General features: G+C 66.9%; 18 protein-coding genes. 4 read left to right on the forward strand and 14 right to left on the reverse strand.

The features are described 5' to 3' along the window. The first annotated feature begins 19 nt into the window (after nt 1-19). Both A9310_RS10685 and A9310_RS26315 read left to right on the forward strand, forming a co-directional pair. Nucleotides 20-427, forward strand: coding sequence for a hypothetical protein (locus tag A9310_RS10685; RefSeq protein ID WP_065630593.1), 408 nt, complete (start codon nt 20-22; stop codon nt 425-427). Between the two features lie 38 nt (nt 428-465). Next, nucleotides 466-726, forward strand: coding sequence for a hypothetical protein (locus A9310_RS26315; protein WP_065630594.1), 261 nt, complete (start codon nt 466-468; stop codon nt 724-726). 101 nt (nt 727-827) lie between these two features. On the opposite strand, the gene A9310_RS10695 is transcribed toward A9310_RS26315, so the two are convergent. The 3 genes from A9310_RS10695 to mobC all read right to left on the reverse strand — a co-directional run bounded on the left by A9310_RS10695 (nt 828) and on the right by mobC (nt 5,127). Continuing rightward, on the reverse strand, nt 828-1,823 hold the full coding sequence (locus tag A9310_RS10695; RefSeq protein WP_065630595.1) for a PASTA domain-containing protein: 996 nt from the start codon (nt 1,821-1,823) through the stop codon (nt 828-830). 743 nt (nt 1,824-2,566) lie between these two features. After that, entirely contained in the window at nt 2,567-4,624 is a 2,058-nt protein-coding gene (locus A9310_RS10700) for a relaxase (RefSeq protein WP_065630628.1), read from the reverse strand. A gap of 5 nt (nt 4,625-4,629) precedes the next feature. Beyond that, a complete protein-coding gene (mobC, locus tag A9310_RS10705) occupies nt 4,630-5,127 on the reverse strand; it encodes a plasmid mobilization relaxosome protein MobC (RefSeq protein WP_065630596.1) in 498 nt (165 codons plus the stop codon). A 385-nt stretch (nt 5,128-5,512) separates the two neighbouring features. On the opposite strand from mobC, the gene A9310_RS10710 reads away from it, so the two are divergent. Continuing rightward, nucleotides 5,513-6,304: a HEPN domain-containing protein gene (locus A9310_RS10710; RefSeq protein ID WP_175401117.1), complete on the forward strand. Its 792-nt coding sequence runs from the start codon at nt 5,513-5,515 to the stop codon at nt 6,302-6,304. Between the two features lie 5 nt (nt 6,305-6,309). Here the strand turns inward: A9310_RS10710 and A9310_RS10715 are convergent, their stop codons facing one another. Then, nucleotides 6,310-12,156, reverse strand: a complete 5,847-nt coding sequence (locus A9310_RS10715) for a helicase-related protein (protein WP_254661230.1) — start codon at nt 12,154-12,156, stop codon at nt 6,310-6,312. 128 nt (nt 12,157-12,284) lie between these two features. Further along, on the reverse strand, nt 12,285-12,839 hold the full coding sequence (locus A9310_RS10720; RefSeq protein WP_065630598.1) for a hypothetical protein: 555 nt from the start codon (nt 12,837-12,839) through the stop codon (nt 12,285-12,287). A gap of 291 nt (nt 12,840-13,130) precedes the next feature. Between A9310_RS10720 and A9310_RS10725 the strand changes: the two genes are divergently transcribed. Next, nucleotides 13,131-13,571 (forward strand): hypothetical protein, encoded by a 441-nt coding sequence (locus tag A9310_RS10725; protein WP_139104585.1) that lies wholly within the window; start codon nt 13,131-13,133, stop codon nt 13,569-13,571. On the opposite strand, the gene A9310_RS10730 is transcribed toward A9310_RS10725, so the two are convergent. From A9310_RS10730 to A9310_RS10765, 9 genes are all read right to left on the reverse strand, one after another. Continuing rightward, entirely contained in the window at nt 13,562-13,801 is a 240-nt protein-coding gene (locus A9310_RS10730) for a hypothetical protein (protein ID WP_065630630.1), read from the reverse strand. The genes A9310_RS10725 and A9310_RS10730 overlap by 10 nt on opposite strands. Before the next feature lie 12 nt (nt 13,802-13,813). Then, the gene (locus A9310_RS25875; protein ID WP_175401118.1) at nt 13,814-13,990 is read right to left on the reverse strand and encodes a hypothetical protein; all 177 of its coding nucleotides are present in this window, start codon (nt 13,988-13,990) and stop codon (nt 13,814-13,816) included. 28 nt (nt 13,991-14,018) lie between these two features. Next, entirely contained in the window at nt 14,019-14,216 is a 198-nt protein-coding gene (locus A9310_RS10735; RefSeq protein ID WP_065630600.1) for a hypothetical protein, read from the reverse strand. Next, nucleotides 14,213-14,563, reverse strand: coding sequence for a hypothetical protein (locus tag A9310_RS10740; RefSeq protein ID WP_065630601.1), 351 nt, complete (start codon nt 14,561-14,563; stop codon nt 14,213-14,215). Before A9310_RS10740 ends, A9310_RS10735 begins: the two co-directional genes overlap by 4 nt. Before the next feature lie 34 nt (nt 14,564-14,597). Beyond that, nucleotides 14,598-15,284: a hypothetical protein gene (locus A9310_RS10745; protein WP_065630602.1), complete on the reverse strand. Its 687-nt coding sequence runs from the start codon at nt 15,282-15,284 to the stop codon at nt 14,598-14,600. A gap of 26 nt (nt 15,285-15,310) precedes the next feature. After that, nucleotides 15,311-15,478 carry a hypothetical protein gene (locus A9310_RS25880; RefSeq protein ID WP_175401119.1) on the reverse strand — a complete coding sequence of 56 codons (168 nt, stop codon included), beginning with the start codon at nt 15,476-15,478 and terminating at the stop codon, nt 15,311-15,313. Between the two features lie 20 nt (nt 15,479-15,498). Next, on the reverse strand, nt 15,499-15,741 hold the full coding sequence (nrdH, locus tag A9310_RS10755) for a glutaredoxin-like protein NrdH (RefSeq protein WP_065630604.1): 243 nt from the start codon (nt 15,739-15,741) through the stop codon (nt 15,499-15,501). A gap of 654 nt (nt 15,742-16,395) precedes the next feature. Beyond that, nucleotides 16,396-17,406: a DUF3560 domain-containing protein gene (locus tag A9310_RS10760; protein WP_065630605.1), complete on the reverse strand. Its 1,011-nt coding sequence runs from the start codon at nt 17,404-17,406 to the stop codon at nt 16,396-16,398. 45 nt (nt 17,407-17,451) lie between these two features. After that, on the reverse strand, nt 17,452-17,946 hold the full coding sequence (locus A9310_RS10765; RefSeq protein ID WP_065630606.1) for a hypothetical protein: 495 nt from the start codon (nt 17,944-17,946) through the stop codon (nt 17,452-17,454). Between the last annotated feature and the right edge of the window lie 3 nt (nt 17,947-17,949).

A 17,949-nucleotide genomic window follows, 5' to 3' on the forward strand; every position in this document is an offset into this window, starting at 1 on the left:
GACCGAAAGGAACAGCGCAATGACTCAGTTCGATCCCAGCACCCTGCTCGCCGAAATCGAAGCCGACGACGCCGCCGAGGCCCAGGCGCTAGCCGAACGGCAACAACGCCGACGCGAAGCGCTCGAACCGGCCGCCCGGCTGGCCGCCGAGATCGCGACCACCCGCGAACACTTCCTCGCCGAGGACCGCCAACGGCTGAGCCGCCTCGCCGACTTGGTGAAAGAAGCCAAGAAGAACGGCGCACCGCCGGCCAAGCTCGACCAGCTCGACTTCGCGCCGCTGACCGCCCAGGCCCGCAGCGGGCGAGGCCGTTCCGCAGCGTCCAAACCCCGCGCACGCCGGACCGCGAGCGCCCCGGAGAAGCCCACCGAGCCCGCGCAGGAAAGGAGCGATCAGACACCACCACCGGTGTCCATGGCCAGCTGACCTACCGACCACAACCACTCACAAACAGGAGACATCAAATGAAACTCACCACGACCACGAAGCGCGTTCTCGCCGGCAGCCTCGCCGCCGCCGCTCTCACCGCAGGGGGCGCCGCCCTCGCCGCTCCCGCAACAGCTCAACCGCTGAGTTCCTACAGGGACTGGGGCACCTTCGGACCCTTCAACGGCATCGTTGCCTGCGAGGCTGCGAGCGCGAGCAACGCCGCGTGGGTCAATGAACAGCCGTGCTACCGCGGGCTCAACGGCACCTGGTACTACCGGGCACAGCTAGGAGCGTGAAATAGACCCAAGCTCTAAGGGCCGGTGTCACCCAACAGGTGGCACCGGCCTTGCCTTGTGCGTCGACATCCGGCGCTTCGGATGCAGGGGCGCTCAGTACCTCACCAATTGTCGCCAGGAATGACTTGAGCAGCCTTTGATCTCAGCTGGTTGTACACCGAGACCACTGCGGGGATGGGATCTGGCTGGCGGGAGAGTGCTGCCGTTTGAGCGTCATCGAAGTTGGCCTCAGTCAAGATCTGCCAGGTCCCCACATTGAAGGACTGTCGGCCCACACCAGTGTCTGGGTTGAGGAGGTAGCCGCCGCCCCCGGGATACTTCACCACCGTCCCCCTGCTCCCGATCATCATGTCTGTCGCGTACCTATCGTCTGGATTGACAGTCACGGCCTGTGTCGCTGCGTCGCGCGCTAGGTCTGGAGTGGGGTAACTGTTCAATTCAATTGCAAGTCCAAGGTCGTCGTTCGCGCAAGCAAGCTTCACAGGACGGAACCCATTCTCGTAGTCACCGACATCCGACCGCGGAGCCTGCAGCTGATCGCTAAAGACTCTCGAGTCAACGGTCACCCCGGCGAGGATCTTGCACGGATTGCGCTTCGCCTCGCGGTCCGCTCGCGAACTCGCCTTCTGCTCATCAAGCTTCGAGCTATCGCCGGCGGCAGCAAGGAGTTCGGCGTATCTAGCATCAGAGGGCTTCGCCGCTCCCAACACTATCGGCGCATCCGTCGGCACGGACCTGTCCGGGGGGAGGCTCTGCGCAACGACGACCCAGTTGGACTCGGCGAAGATCGTTCGGTCCTCGGCCGCATCCTCGGTGTCGACGTTGTCGAACCCTCGCTCATCGAGGAGGGCTGTTGCTTCGTCTAGCGGCGTACCGATCAACTGGGGAACGATGGCAGTGCTCTTGGTCTGCGTCGAGTATTCACACCCAGATACCGCCGAGATGATCAGCGAGACAGCTACTAATGCAATTACCCGGCTCGGCGTAGACGAAGAGGGACGCCGGGCGATCGACCTGAAAGCCGTTCTGTTCCGGTTGTACACATCGAGGACCTGTGCCCTGCGGCGGCGAGCGGCCTCACTCTCGTTCTGGTTCACTACAGTCACTCCTGCTGGTCGTTGAGCGCAACACTAGACCCCTCGGGAGCGCCGCGGTCTGAGTTGCCCCGCCGGCCACGATCTACGTCAATATCGTCAGACACCGTGTCGCATACTGCTTCTGACCTCGGCGCGAACGTCACACGACCAAGTGAGACGAGACGATCTTGCTGACGCCAGATGATGATGCAATGAATGCACGCGCGCGACGCCCCGTAGACAAGGCCCGGAATCGCCGCAGCCACCGCAGTGAGAATGTGCAAATCAAGCACGTCAGCCTCCTGAGCATGCTGGCGCCACCCCAGGGGATCGCGCCAGACGCTTCGAGAGGTCAAGCTGCGGAAGGGGCGCAACTCTCGCGGCCCCCGAACTCACTGCGCATCCGCACACTATGCGGATTCCGGCGAACTGCTGGAGCGGTTCTCATCAGTGGTCCCTCCGGGACCATATGATGGGTCTCTTGTACCCGTGGGGCCTCTAGTGCCCGATAAGTGAGTACCTGCCAGCAACTACGGATGTCTTAGGCCCGGTCAACACCGGCTTCAACACCCATATCCCGTACCTGCAGCAGTCGGTCCCTGGGGTGACTGTCACACGTACTGGGACGGACACATCAGGACGCTCAGCGCCCAGATGCGGAACAGTTCGTTCGAGCACAGAGTACACCGAGTGCTGCCCCAGCCGCATTCATGTCAGTGACGCTCTCTCGTCTTGTATTGGTGAGCTGAGACCGAGTGCGGGGACTACCGTCCACGGTCGGGATCATCCAACCGCGTAGGCGTTTGACGGGTGCGCGCCGCGGTCGGGCTGGCAACGGTGCGAGAAGGCGCAGTTCCGGTCCGTTCGCGTGGGGGAGTGTAGGACTGGCCGGCGTAGTGACGTTCGGTCGCACCGATCGCGGCCCGAATCTGAGCGGCCTGGCGGGCGTGACCTTGGGCGGCCACGGCGTCGCTGATCGCTGCACTGGCCGCGAGGACTTGCTTCATCACGGCGAGCCACAACAGGGTGGTGTCGTCGCGGTTGGCCGCCAGCATGGTCGCCGCGACGCGTCGCGCGGAGGTGCGGCTGCGCGCCGCGGGTGCGCGGGTCGGGCGTCGGTGCCCCGACACCGAACTCAGCGAGTCAGCGAGGCGGTTGAGGTGCGCGGCGTCGACAGGGTTGGCGGTGCGTGCTGCGGCACCGACCGCGGCCGCGGTGTCGGCCGCTGCCGCGTGCCAGCCGCGGGAGGTCTTGTCGCCGACACCGGTCACGGTGCGTTCCCACCGCCGGGCATCCTCGTGCACACGCGCAGCATCCGGGCTCGACTGCCGGGTGCTTCCAGTGTCGCGACGGGTGCGAGTCCACGCCGCGGCCGCCAGTCGACGATGACTCTCGCTGTCGGGCCAGCGGCCACGCAAGTCCTTGAGTGCGAGGCCGTCGCCGAGGTAGCTGGCGTTGCGCCAGATCGGTTTTCCGTCGGCGTCACCGGTGACACTCGGGTGCAGCGCGACGACGTAACCCGTGACCTCGGTGGTCGAGCCTTTGGCGAACCGTGGGCGCGCCAGCAGATCGGGGTGGGCGCGCAGTGCGCGCGCGTAGTCGGCTTCGGTCGCCGCCGTGCGGGCGATCGGGGAGAGGATGTCGCGCAGCCGCGCGGACACGTCGACATCCTCACCGCTCGTGGTTGTCTCGCGCTCAGTGGGCGTCGTGTCGGCGGTGTGCGCCTCTGTATGTGAGTGGGTGGCGGTGTCGCGACGGGCGTGCGTGCCGGGGGTACGTTCGTCGGCGTGGTCCCACGCCGAGCGCGCATCGGCGCGGGACTTGTCGTCGTCGATCCAACCCTCGCGCAGGCGGGGGAGGGAGAGGTCTTCGGCGAGCTTTTTCCCGCCGTGCATGACCGGCTGGCCGTGCTTGTTGGCGTACTCCGAGGCGGGCAGGCCGACGCTGAATCCGGTGACCGCGCTCGGGTCGGTTTTGTCGTAGCGGGCCGACCGGATCACCAAGCCGTCGGCGCGCACAAGGCGCACGAACTCGGCTTCGCTCTCCGCGGCCGCCGCCGCGACCCGGACACGTCGCGCCAGGATCACCGACGGCGCTTCAGCGATACGCGGCTCGGCACCGTCAGCGCCGCGGGTTGCGGCGTCTTGGGCGTGCGACCGGCCGCGTGCGGCCATGTTCTTGGTGTAGCTCGACAGCACTTCCATGCCGTACTTGGCTTCCAGATCCCGGGCGATGCGTTGTGCACGGGCGTAGTCGCCTTCATTGCCGCCGCGGGTCGGGTGCGGACGCCACTTGGCGACCACGCTGCCGTCATCGCGGACACGTGATGCGGCGATGTGGATGTGGTCGCCGCCGTTCTTGGTCACCCCGTGGCGGATGGCGACCCAGCGTGCGTCGGCGGCGTCCGGGTCGTCGAAACCCATGCCCTCCATAAAGTCGTGCGCGATCGCCGACCACGTCGCATCGTCGAGCGCCGCAGCATCCGGCGGCAGCGACAGCGAGCAGTGCCACACGTTTTCATCGCGGGTCGCTTCGGCGATCGCGGCTTTACCTGTGACGCCGCGCTCTTGGGCGGCTTTGAGGGCGGCGGTGTCGCGTCGAGTGACCTCGGTACCGAACACCACCCGCGCCTCATCGAGTGCATGACCCAGCTCGTGGGCGTCGCTGCGGCCCATCTCAGCCCCGGCACCGCCGGCGGCGAACACCGCCCGCGAGGACGCAGCAACCACATGCGGATTGGTGTGCTCATTGGCCTTGCCCGGGCCAGCCAGATACATCACCAATCCCTGCATCCGCGCGCCCGACGAGATCGCCGGAATCATCGGCACTAGACCGACCAGCCTTCACCCTCGGCAGCGGTGATCGGACCACTCGGTGCGTCCCCCGCCCCCTCGGCGGCGGGCTTGTTCGTCGCGGGAAACGACACCCCGAACACCTCACCGAACGCATCTCGTACCCGAGCCGACGCCCGGTGCACCGCGTCCACCGCGGCCTCAAAATCGGCCGGCACCTCACGCTCGCTATTGGCGTGCCGAGCGATCTGGTTCATGTTCACCGCGATCCCCGAGAGCAGATTGCGGATGTCGGTGGCTTCCTTCCACGCCGCGACTTTCTCGGTGTGATTGACCGGCGCACCACCGGCAGGGGACAGGGCACCGGTGACCAGCAGCCGTTGGACCGTCATGCCGGCGTCGTCGGCGCGGTTGCGCAGCTCCGCCTCCTCGACCGGGCTCACCTTGACCACGAACCGCTCTTGCCGCCCGCCCGGATGGTTGCGACGACGTCGACGACCGAACGCGCGGTGAGTGTTCTCTGACTCCGCCATCGCGTGGCCCTCTCTGTGCGTCGTTCCCGGCATCCGCCGGTCAGCCCAGCGCAGCGACCCCACCCGTGGGGATCACCGCACCGACCGCCGGTCTGTGCTCTCACCGTACCGACGACAGGGACGGTGAGCAAGGTTTAGGGCACCTAAACGATAACTTGCTCCCGCGAGGCGGGCGCTTTTCGCTGTGAGCGCGCGTGCGCGCGGGGCTATCAAGTCCACGCGCAGCGTGGTCGATTTCCGCCGCTGCGACAGCGGCTCACCCGACGCAAGCTGGTGGCGAAACGACAGCTGGGGACAACGGCAGGCATCCCCTGTGGTTACTTTCGCGGCCCGGCTCACAGCCTGCAAAGAAGACGGCGCCATATGCGCGCGCACAATGTCTGTTGTGACTGAAGCAGATACGCGGGTTCAGGTGCTCCGAAAGGGGATCGTGAGGGAGGGAGACGAGTTCGTCGATCCGGTCTTCGTTCCGAACGCAATCGACAACCTCTTTAAGCACTGGATCACTCCTCAGCTAGGAGCGTTCGTCCCGCGCTCGTCGATCTACCAGGCGCTGGTTCTTCTCGACCGGGAGCACCCGAAAGTGCTCATCAACCACGACGCACCATTCTGGGCAGTCGCCGGCGAGCCCCCCATCATCTGCGATCCACGAGACGCGTTCATCGGCCAGATCATCACGCTGCTGCCGCAAACGCTCGAGCCAACCGAGCGCTGGCTCGGCTTCGCAACGGCTATCGAAGGCCGCTGCGTCTCGATGGATCTCGCGGACAGCCTTGATCGCGTAGACGCGCTGCTCGGCAAAGCTCGTTCCGATCTTGAAGTTGTGTTGTTCGCGATAGATCGGGGTCTCGTCGCTAGCGCGATCGAGCTGCTGTTCGCTGCCGCGGAACTGTCAGTAATGACCCTGATCTACTACGCCCAATGGGACGACCAGAAGCTTCACCATCGGCGGGAGCGCTGGCTGCGAGACCAGATTGCGGCGGGCCAACTTCCCGCGGAGTTCGGGACCACGTTTCGGGCGCTGTACCGCGAACGAAACCCCGCACGCTACGTCGAGGGACAGCTCCAGCTCACACAGCCGGAGGTGGAGCAACACGCTCGCACAGTCCGACAGATGATCGACTACGCAAGAGTGATCCGACCCGCCACACCGCCCGGGGAGTCACCTGACGAGTGAAGTTTCTACCGCGCCGGGCCATTCTGATTACGAGAACGCTCGACATCACGCCGCGCCGATGCAGCGCTGGGCTTCGGGGTCTTCGCGTGTCGGGCGTCGGCGACGGGCGACGTGCGCGGGACGCCGCGGGATGCGATCGCCGCGGCGCGTTGTGCGGGGGTCATCTCCTGTCGATCAGGTGCGCGGTCGGAGCCGGGTTGCGGTGAGGTCGGCGCTGCGTCGGGTGTCGCTATCTCCTGGGTCGCGGCGGCGTACTCGGCCGCACGAATCTCCTCGATGCGTTGCGCGGCGATGCGGTATTCATCGCGGGAGCCGACGCCGGCGTTTTCGACCATGTAGGTGGTGGGGTTCCATTCCAGCGACCATCCGGGTTCGCGGCCGGCGACGCGTAGTCGTTCGGCCGCGGCTTCGCGCGCGGCGATCGCTTCCGGGGTTTGGGCCTCGGCGGCGATCGCGGACTTGATCTGTTGCAGCTCGACCCGTTTGTCGCGCAACGCGTCGGCGTGCTCGAACCGGGTGTCCATGCGGGGGATGAGCATGTCGCGTTCGCGGGTCATGTCCTCGACGTCGCGACGGTACTCGGCAGGCAGCGCACCCAGGCGTGCGTGTCCGTTCTCGACACGGGTCGCCAGACCTGATGCGGTCGCCGGGCTGGCCGGCTTCTTGAAGACCTCGCCGTCCATGCTCGGCAGGTATTGCGGGGTTTTCAACTCTGCACCGGTGAGCCGGAAGTAGGTCATGTCGCCTTCGAGGGAGCGCGACATCTCCAACCGGATACCGGTGGTGTCGAACGCGGCGATCGGCCGGTAGTCCGACGCTCCGCGACCTTTGAGCGCGAAGTACGTTTCGCGTGCGCGCTCCATGAGCGCGGCACTGCGGTCGGGGCGTTCGTCGAACGTCTTGGCCTCACCGCGGCCGTCGAGGATCGCGAACTGTCGGCCTCCGGTGTTCCACTTCTCGATCGCGGCACTCATGTCGGTGAGGGAGTCGATCTGTGCTTGCTTGGCGGGGATCTCGCGATCGAGGGTGCCGACACGGCGGCGTGCGTGCGACTGGGTGTCGCGGTGCGCGGACTCCATCGCGGTGAGCTTGCTGACTTCGTCGTCGAGTTCGACCATCTTGATGAACCGCATGTCGCCGGTCGCGGCGGCCTTGGTGGCGGCCGCAGCCTCGGTGAGCGATTCACTGTCGATCTCGCCGAGCTCGTCGGTGTTCGACAGCTGGCCCATCTTGTACTCGTCGATGAACCGCGACTTCATCTCGACCTTGCCCCACATCACCGTGTCGGTGGTGCCGGCGGTGACGTACTGGAGGATGTCGACGGTCTCGTTCTGGTTGCCCTGGCGCAGGATGCGGCCCTCGCGCTGTTCGAGGTCGGCCGGGCGCCACGGCACGTCGATGTGGTGCAGCGCGGCCAGGCGTGCTTGCACGTTAACGCCGGTACCCATGCGTTCGGTGGAGCCGATGAGTACCCGCACCTTCCCGGACTTGCAGTCGTCGAACAACTTCAGGCGCTGCGCCGGCGTCTTGGCGTCGTGGATGAACCGAATGTGTTCGGCGGCCACGCCGCGCTCGATCAACTCGTCCTTGATCGCTGAGTACACCGTCCACGACCCGTCGGGTTTGGGTGTGCCGCGATCGCAGAACGCGATCTGGAAACTGCCGGGCAGTTCCGCGACCGTGCTGCGGTCCTCGGTGAGGTAGGTGCGCTCGGCGTCGCGATGGTAGATGCGCGCGATCTCGCCGGCGACGGTCTCGGCGCGGGTGGTGCCCTTCTCCGGTGTGAGCCCCACCAGCCGCGGGTCGAGCGCGACGTTGCGGCCGTCGTTGAGGATCTTGAGCGGGTTGTCCTCCCGGGCGTCGTCTTTCGGGTGGTCGCCGCGGTACTCGAGGTCGGCGATGAAATCGCGCACCTGCTGTCCAGGTTCGGTGCTGATCATCCGCCGGCCGTCGAAGGTCGGAAGCTTCGCCGGCACCTGGGCGCGGGTGACCACATCGGTGAACTGTTGGGACAGCGCGTACATCGCCTTGGGGTTGTTGTAGCTGCTGACCCGCGAGACCACCTGCAACCGGGTGCCGGTGGCGTTGGTGATCGTTTCCTGCCGCGTCTTGGTGAACGTGGCAGCCCAATCGGTCACGCTGCTGACCCCGGCGGTCTCCAACACATCCGGGCGCAGGTACTGCTGCATCACCCACGCCTCGGCCAGTGAGTTGGCGATCGGGGTGCCGGTGGAGAACATCGCCACCTTCTCCGCACCGGCCGGCAGCGTCCGACCATCGGTGGCGGCGCGGCCCTGGGCCAGCTCGCGCAGATGCCCCAGTTTGAGCGAGAGGTCTTCGGCCTTCTGCGATCCCGGATGCGACAGCGAGTCGATGGCGCACTCGCGCTGCTTGTTCTTGTAACCGTGGGCCTCGTCGACGATCAGATAGTCACACCCGGTCTGCTCGAAGTACAGGCCGGTGTCCTTGCTGCGTTTGCCCGTGGTGAGCGCCTTGATGCGCTTTTCCAGCCGCGCCTTGGCCTGCTCGATCCGCTTGACTGTCGAGCGTTCCTGCGCGCCACCGGACTCCAACTGGTGCTGCAACTCCGACAGTTGCGCACGCATGTAGTTGGTCTGGCGGTCGGGGTGGGTCGGGATCAACTCGAACACCGACGACGGCACGATCACCATGTCCCACTCCGACGTCGCGCTCTGCGACACCAACAGTCGCCGCGCCTCGGGGTCCATGCTCTTGCGGCCGGCCAGCACGTTCGCCGCGGGATACCACTGCTTGGCTTCGCGGGCGACCTGCTCGATCAGGTGCGTGGGCACCACAATCCACGGCTGTTTCACCAGTCCGCGGCGTTTAAGTTCCATCGCGGACATGAACATGGTGCCGGTCTTGCCCGCCCCGACGACATGGTCGAGGAGCACGGTCGGTTCTGCCAGCGCCCGGGCCACGGCGTTGCGCTGATAGGGGTGCGGGTCGAACTCCGCTGACACTCCGGGCAGCGACAGGTGGGTGCCGTCGTACTTGCCGGCGACGAAGGCGTTGAATCGGTCGTTGTAGGTCCGCACGAGGCGTTCGGTGCGGTCCTGGTCCGACCACACCCACTGCGCGAACTCGTCGGCGATCTTGCTCATCTGCACTTGGGCCATGAGTGTGGCTTGGGCGTCGATGACGGGTGCGCCTTGCTCGACGTCGGCGGTGGAGTTGTTGATGACCACCGATTCCTGGTTGAGCAGCGACTCGAACAGCTCACCGGCGGTGCGTGATTTGCGGTCCTCTTCGTTCGGCGCGCCGAACTCGGTGTAGAACTTGTCCACATCGACGGTGCCCAACGCTGAGTTGACTGTCCACTGACCGGCGCCGCGCTCGACGCGGGTGCGCCCGCCACCGAGGACCTCGGTGGTGAAGCGGGCGTAGTCGGTCTTCTCGACCCAGTTCACTCCCGGTTTGACCACGCCGATCTCGTTGGGCGCCAGGTCGCGGGGGATGACCTCGGCCAGTGCGTCGACCGACTCGGCGAGGTCGCGGCGGACCTGATCGCTGGTCGCTTCGCCGAGCAGCGTCTTCGCGGCGGCGTACTTCTCGCGCACGTTGCCCGACAGGAACTCCGCGGCCGGCAACAGATCGTCGGAGCCGTCCACGGCGGCGAAGACGTGCCCACGCAATTGCTCGCGGGCGGCGGTGCGGTCGACGTCGAGCAGCTGCGCGACCCGGCCCAGATCGACGCGGCCGCTCTCGCCCAAGCTGATCGCGACCGCGTCCTGGGGTGTTTCGGCCCGCTCGACCCGCGACGGTGGGGAGTAGACGTCGCGGTGGAACAGAGCGGCCTTGCGGGCGGTCTGGGTGTCCTCGTTGAAGATCTCGATCGCCATCAGCGTGGCGGCCATCGGATCGTCGCGCAGCTTCTGCATGTGGTTGCGGCGGTACTGCACTGCGGTGGGCTGGTCGGCCTCGTCGGCGATGCGGTCGGCTTCCTCCGGTGGCAACAGACCCGGGTATGGGTCCATGATCGGTTTTCCGTTGTCGCCGAGGATCGGTTCGCCGTCGGAGTCGAGGCGGCGGGTGCCGTTCTTCATCCGCCACTTCTGCTCCAACTTGACCATGCGTTCGGCCACTTCGGCGTCGGTGCGTTCGCGCCCGCCCTGTTCGGCGAATCGGTTGATCGGGCCGTAGCGGCGCAGATACGTGTCGTAGGAGGTGTTGAGCGCTGCGCGTAGATCGTTGCGCACCGCCATGTCCGCGCCGCCGGTCTGGCTGCCGATGACCGCCACGGTCAGGTCGCGTAGCTCCAGCAGATGTCGGGTCTCGGCCACGCGAGACTTCGGCACTTTCACCGGTTCCCACGTCGGCTGTCCGCCGTCGACGGCGGCGAGGTAGCTCTCGAACTCTCGGCGCTCGTCGTTCCAACGGACTGTGCCCTGGATCGGGACACCGGCGTAGAGCTCGGTCGCATCGGCCAGGCCGTCGCGGAACACTGCCTCTTCCTGCTCGGCGTGTGAGGTCACGATCGGGGAGTGGGCCAGTCCGTCGCGGCGGGCCCCGGCGACGATGTCGTCGAGGATCGTGCGCACGTGAGCGGGGATGCTGGCGTGCGCGTCGTCGGCGGCCACGGTCAGCGAATCGTCGCGGTACAGGCCGCGCGAGAGCTGCATCTGTCCGGCGACCCGGTCGGGGTGGTCAGCGAAGTAGGAGTTGACTGCGATCGCTTTGTGGTCGCCGTCGCGGTCGGGCAGGTCCAGCATGCGGGTCTGCACCCAGTCGGGTTCGGCGTTGACCGGTAGCGGTGTCTCGCGGCGCCGGAAGATCAGTAGATCGGTGGTGACGTCGGTGCCGGCCACCTCGCGGAAGGTGCTGCTGGGCAGGCGTACCGCGCCGACAAGGTCGGCGAGCTCGGCCATCTCGCGGCGCGCATCGACCCCGGCAGAGCCGACGGCGTCCATCGTCGAGTGAGTCGTGATCCCCATGACCCATCCGCCCGGGGCGGTCAGGTGCAGCGACTTGATCAGGAAGTGGTTGTGCAGGTTGTACCGGTAGTCGGGGTTGTAGACCGGGTCATGCACCGCGGTCTTGGCGAACGGCACGTTGCCGATCGTCGCCGCGAACGCGCCCTGGGGGACCGTGGTCGTCTCGAATCCCTCGAGGCGGACCTGGGCCTGCGGGTTGAGCAGGTGCGCGATCTGGGCGGTCATCGGGTCTTTCTCGACACCGACCATCACCGCATCCTCGGGCGCCATTGCCATGAATGTGCCCGACCCGCATCCCGGTTCCAGGACCCGGCCACCCTCAAACCCGGCGTCACGCAACGTATCCCACATCGCCGACACCAACCGCGGGTCGGTGTAGTGGGCGTTGAGCGTTGAGCGACGCGCCGAATCGTAGTCCTCGGCGTTGAGTAGTTCGCGCAGCTGGGTGCGCTCGGCCGCCCAGTCCGCCTTGTTCGGATCGAAGATGTCCGGGGCCGCGCCCCATCCCGACCACTGCGAGAGCACCTGCTGTTCTGCTGGTGTCGCAGCACGATTGGCGTCGCGGCATGCCACCGCGATCTGCGCGGCGGCGATGTTCGCCCGCGCCCGGGCCTTTGCTCCCGAGGGCACCAAGATCGTTCCGGGGTGCTCGAACCGCACCGCCGGCGGTGAAACATCGTCGGCGGCAACCTCCTGGGGCGCACCCAGCGATGATTCCGCCTCGACGACCGTGACGCCGCGGTCAGCGGCGACCGATTCGACGTCGGCAGCGTTCTGGGCGGCGGCGGGCTCCGGATCGGTGGGGCTGTCGAGTGACGGGGCCTGCACGGCGACCATGCTGCCGTCGGGACGCTGCGCGAGCTCGACCCGTGTCCGAGACCACTGCGACAGCGGCACACCTTGTTCGGTCTGGTCGACCGTCGGCAGTCGGGCCGGGTCTGCCGGCGGGAGGGGAGTGCCACCGGGATCGACGGCAGCGGGATCGGTCGGCTGGCGGAAATCCTCTGTCGCGGAGTCGAAAAGGCTTAGCTGAGACTCTTCGCGAGGTCGGCCTCGACGGCGGCCTCGACTTCGCGTGCTGCTGGATCTTCCAGCTGGGTCGGCAGGACCAGTCCGTCGATCGAGCGTGCCTCGATCAGGCTGGCTGCTCGGACCACCCACGCGGGCGGCTTGTCCGCCCACAGCTTCTCGGCCAACTGATCGGAGTCCCGACTCGCTTCCACCCACAGATTCTCGTGCATCCACTGATGCACCGCGCTGCCCGGCCGCGGCGTCGCCGGCTGATTCTCGGCCGGAGTCTCGTCCTGCGGATCCGGATCGGTCAGCGCCTCCTGGAGTTGGGCGCTGAGGACCTCGTTCGCGATCATCCGGGCCTGATTCTGCAACCGGCGCTGGTCCTCGAACTCCGGGTCCTGCCCCGGGTTCGCGTCCCGCCATTGCTCGATCAGTAGCTGCGCCTGGGTCTCGATCATGTCGGCCAGCTGCGTCCGCAACCTGTCCAACCGATCCTGAATCTCGCTGTCCGACAACGCCGGACTCTGCTCCCGCAGCTGATCCCTCAGCACGTCCACCGCGCTCATCAGACTCTCCCTCGTCGTCGAACAGGTCGAATAGGCCCCCGGTAATCGCCGGGCCGTCCTTGTCGGCAGCCATGCTCCGCTGTCACCTTCCAGTCGTCGCCTACCTCGAGAGACGTCGACCAGTGAGATGCCCTGCGACCCCCGAACGGTTCCCCGAAACCACCCTGCACATGGTGCTGCTGTGACCTCGGTTTCACCCTCAGGATTGCATGACTGTCCGTGAGCGCAGTGTAGAGACGCCACCAACAAACCGTCAATAGGCTATTGACACCGGCTGGTAGCGTGGTCCTCGTGCCCATCTCGACCACACCTGTGCGGGCGGTGCCCGTTGCAGCTCTCGACCGGTGGGTTCTGACCTGGAACGACGGACAGGACGAATCACCGCCGCTGCGTTTGCGTTCGGTTCCGGCCTACCTGGAAACGACCTTCGGTGGGCGGGTCACGGTCGAGTGGCCGGCCGAGATCAGCGACATGCTCGCGCGAGTGGACAATGCCGATCGGGCAGCCGAGCGCGCCCAGAACCATGCACAGGCTGTGCGGCGCGAAGTCGCCCACACCTTGCTCGACCGTGCGGTCGCCGAGAGTTTCGGTGATGTCGCCGCGATCCTCGGAGTCAGTCGCCAGCGCATTCATCAACTGTTGTCGCCGCGGCCCCTACCAGCCGATGGGGTTGCGAGCGAAGACAACAGCGGCACCACCGTCAGTGATGCCGCTCCATCCGATCACGGCTGACCGCTCAATGAGTCGGCCGCGCGCTTGGCCATCGCGACCGCCTCAGCAATCACCTCGGCTTCGGTGAACTCACCGCACGCGTCGCGGGTCAGAAACTCGATGTCCTCTCGTTGCGGGTCCCACCCCTCGAGGACGTTGTTGTCGATCGCCTGCACGACACCGCGGACCTGAGTGTCGGTGAGGCCGGCGAACAAATCCGGCCAGCGGGTGATCCACCGGGAGTCAATCATCGCCACAACTCGCTAGGTGGCGGCGGTGAGGATCGCCGTGAACACGAGCGCGAGGACAGCGATACCGATCGCGGCTCCCATCAGACCTCGCGCGTCACGCCCGGTTCGATGCAGAAGATACCCCCCTATCGCACACACCAGCGCGAGGAGCATGAGCAGGAGCGCAACTGAAACTTTCAGCGTCGTCATGATTGACCTTCTGTACCAGCGGGGTGTGTCAGAACAGGGCGATTTGGTCGCGGGCGGCGAGCTCGGCGGCGCGTTGGTGTGCCTGCTCCGCGGCGCGCCGGACAGTGACCTCGGGCAGGGCGAGGTCGTGGGCGATGTCGCCCCAGCTGCGGCCATGCTCGCGCATGTCGGCGGCGAGGTCGCCGACTTCGCGGTCCTGGGCGTCGGGGTCGTCGTCAGTCGTCACGGCGTGTCTTTTCCGTTGTCGAAGCCGAGGTCGCGAAGGTGTTGAACTTCGGGGATGCGAACCCGCGCAATGAAGAAGCATTGGACCGCTCCTGCAACGAGCACCACCGCGCCACACACCCACGTCGAGGTATTTCCGTTGTTGAGGGCCACTGCGGTGGCACCGCAGACGACGGTGATCGCGGCCAAGGCCATCGCGACCCGTTGGAGTTGCCGGGCACGGGCGACAGCGGCCGCGGCGCTCTCGCGGTGGCGAGGCCGGAAGTGGTCAACGCGCTGCCGCGGGATTACTGAGGCGAGGATCGCGACTGCCCCGATCACAATGAGGATGGTGGCTGTCAACTCCATAGGTGTTCTCTCTCCTTCTGCGGTGGGCAGTACGTCAGATACGAGCAAGGGCGTCGCGGATGGCCAGCCACCGGGTTTCGGCGGTCTGCTGGTGGCCGGTGAGGGCGGCCCAGTGGCCGGCAAGTTCAGCGGTGGGGCGCTCGGCGGTCACTTGGGTCATGCGGGCCAGTAGTGCGCGGTAGCCGCGGCGGTACCAGCCGTCGACGAGGGCGGCGGCCAGATAGGGCAGATCGGCACTGTCGGCGACGGGGCGGCCGTGCCGCGGGGAAGCGATCTCGAGCATGACGCTGCGAGTGCGGGTGGTCAGTCCTCGATCGGCAAAGCGCGCATTGACCAGAACAGGTGTCGCGGGGCTGCCTTCGTCGAGCAACGTCACCACGGTGTCGAATACGTCCTGATGCACCGCACTGAGGCAGATCACACTGCCAGCGGGCAGCACGGCGCTTGTGGTGCCGGCGTCACGGTCGGCGCGAGACCCGATCAACGCCTCGACGACCTGGCGGGCTCGGGCCGGCGGCGCCCACAACAATGCCGTGAGCATGTCCAGCTCCAGGGCGAGAGTGTTGTCGAACTCGGCGGCATCCTCACCGACAGCACCGGTGAGGGTGAGGTCGTCACCGCTGGCAACAGTCTCCAGCTCGGGCAACGGTTCGATCGCGGTGGCCGGCGGTTGCGGCACATCAGAGGGTGCGACCTCGGGTTTGTCGGCCATGGCGATCACCTGCTGTCTCCTTGTCGTGTCGGTGGTTAGGCGACGTCGCTGCGGACGCCGGTGAGGTCTTCGTGTGCCCACCGTTCGCATTGGGCGGCCAGCTCGGCGAGCTCGTCGCCGTAGCGGGGATCGCCCTCGGCGTAAGCGCGTTCGGATCTGGCCCAGTAGGCCACGGCACGCTGCGCGTAGTCGGTGGTTCCCATCGTCCCGGTTCCTTTCCAGGTCATGCGGCCGCGGAGTTGAGTGCCTTGATCCGATCCGGACGGAAACCCGACCAGTGGGCGTCGCCGGCGACCACAACAGGGGCCTGCAAGTAGCCCAGGCTCATCACGTAGTCGCGAGCGGCCTCGTCGGTGCTGATGTCGACCACCCGATAGTCGAGTCCCTGCTTGTCGAGAGCCTTGTAGGTGGCGTGGCACTGCACGCACGCGGGTTTGGTGTAGACGGTGATCGTGTTCTCGCTCATGGTGGGCTCTCTTCTCTGGTGTCGTCGCGAGGGGTTTACTCTGACTTTAATTGTATCGCGGATTACGTTGTGGTGCAACAGCTTTGGCCTGTTCAAAGCGTGTTCTTAGGGTGTCTGGTGGTGGTGCTTTTCCTGATACCTGCCGCCCATTCGCCCGGGCGGGGTGGGTCAATGGAGTGCAGGGGAGAACTCGCCGCGAAATAAGTGGCGCCGAGCGGGAGCGAGGCAGAGCGCGTGGCGAGTTGTTGCCGGAGCGCAGTTGACGCGGTCCGGTTGGGCGCCATGACAATTCGGCAGGCCAGGCAAAGCCCCGGGAGGTGAGGCTCGCTCACAGCGGCCGGTGGGTCAGTGTCGTTTGGGCGGTGGCACTTTCACGCCGGGCCGAGGACAGAGGGGAGAGGGCTGCATGGCGGGGGCCTGCCGCTCTCCCCTCCGATCCTGTGAGAGCGAACTGTTGTTGTGTAGCAACGCAGGTTCGCGCCCGTCACGCTAACAACCCCTGGGTGTGTTGTGCGTGATTGGGTGCCGAAGTGCCATTCGGGATGCCGGGAGCCGCGGTAGCTGGGCAGGGCGCGTAGCGCCTGCGGTGTTTCGGGCTCGATGCCCGAAGCGCCGGACCCGCCCCGCTGTCGCGGGGTCGGTCCGGTTGCTGGGCTACGCCGTTGCCACGTCCCCGGAGTTCTCGGTGGCGGCGTCGGCGGGGCGGTGGCCTTGGAGTTCGGGGTAGGGCACGGTGTGGCGGATCAGGCGGCCACCGTAGGGTGCCGGCGTCTCGATGCTGACGGTCTTGGCGTTGGTGCGCAGGACTGGCGTCCAGCCGTGGTGGCGGATTTTCACCAGGTCGCCGGTGTTGATGGTGTCGGGGCTGTAGTCGCCGGCGGTGCCGGCGGCGATCTGGGCGGTGCGGATGCCTTGCCAGTAGGTGATGTTCGCGGCGCGTTCGGCCATGCGGGCGATAATGCGTTCGCGGTACTCGCCGGTCGCGGCGGTGGTCTTCTCGGTGTGTTTGACGCCTCTGCCGTCGGTGAACAGCGTTCGGGTGTGTCCGTCGAGGGTGCGTTGATCGGCGCGCTGCTCGGCTTCGAGTTTGCGGATCCGGTTGGCGACCGTGGTCGGGCTGTAGCGGTGGGCGGTGGTGTGCGTGGCGGTCTCGGCTCTGCGCGCGGCATGGGTGCTGGCCTGCTCGGCGGCGACAGCTTGGCCGAGTGCGTTGTGGGCGCGGTCGATGGCGCGGCGGTGCCGGCCCTCGCTGTGATGCCCAACCTTGACCGGCTCCCCTCCGGGGGGCAGTGCGGCCGTTGCGCGCTGCTCAGCGGTCCACGCGGCCTCGGCGTCGGCGGCGCGGCGGTCGGCCTTGTTCTCGAGTGCGGCGACCCGGTCGGCCTGGCGGGCGGCGCGGTCGGCCTCGGCTAGGGCGGGGTCGCGGTGGGTGCGGTCGATGGCGACGGTGACGGTGTGGCCGGCCTCCTCGAGGGCGCGGGCCGCGCGGGTGATCTTGTGCTCGTTGGGTTGGCGGTCGCGGCTGGACTGGATCCCCATCATGCCCAGGGAGCGGAACCAGCGAAACCCGTTCGCGCGCAGTATCTCGTAGGTGCCGTCTCCTCGGATCATGCCGTCGGCGAGGGTGCCGTCGGCGGCGGTGTGGGTGATGTCGATGGTGGTCATGGGGTGCCTTTCCGGGCTGTGTGGTGGATGGGTGACGAGGGTTGGTTAGTGGGCGTGGTGGGGGCGGTGGCGGTCGATGTCGGGCCAGCGGCCGGGGATCAGTCCCTCGGTGATGTCGCCGGGTTGGCTGGCGTCGGTGGCGGCGCGGGCGAAGATCTCCCACAGCTGCGGGCCGGGGTGGCGGTGGTCGGCGCGGGCGTGGGCGATGACGGTTTGCTGCCAGCTCATCCAGGCGCCGGCGGGGCCGTGCAGTGCCGGTGTGAGGTGGCGGTTGGTGGCGGCGGCGGCTCGTCGTGCTGCGGCACAGACGGCGGGGTAGGTCGCGACGATCGTTCGTTCGCGGCGGGGGTGGTGCTCGGTGAGGGTGTCGAGGGTCCAGGCGAGGAGGTCGACGTCGAGGAGCATGCGGTGACCGGTGCGGCGGCGGGTGTCGGCGGCGAGGTTCGCGGCGGTCCAGAGGAAGCCGGCTCGGGTGGCGACGTAGTCGGCGGGCACGACTGCGGGGCTGTAGGTGTCGGGTGAGGTGAGGGTGGTGGTCATGGC

It is taken from the genome of Gordonia sp. UCD-TK1, assembly GCF_001691435.1.
In the GTDB taxonomy this organism is placed as follows: Bacteria; Actinomycetota; Actinomycetes; order Mycobacteriales; family Mycobacteriaceae; genus Gordonia; species Gordonia hongkongensis.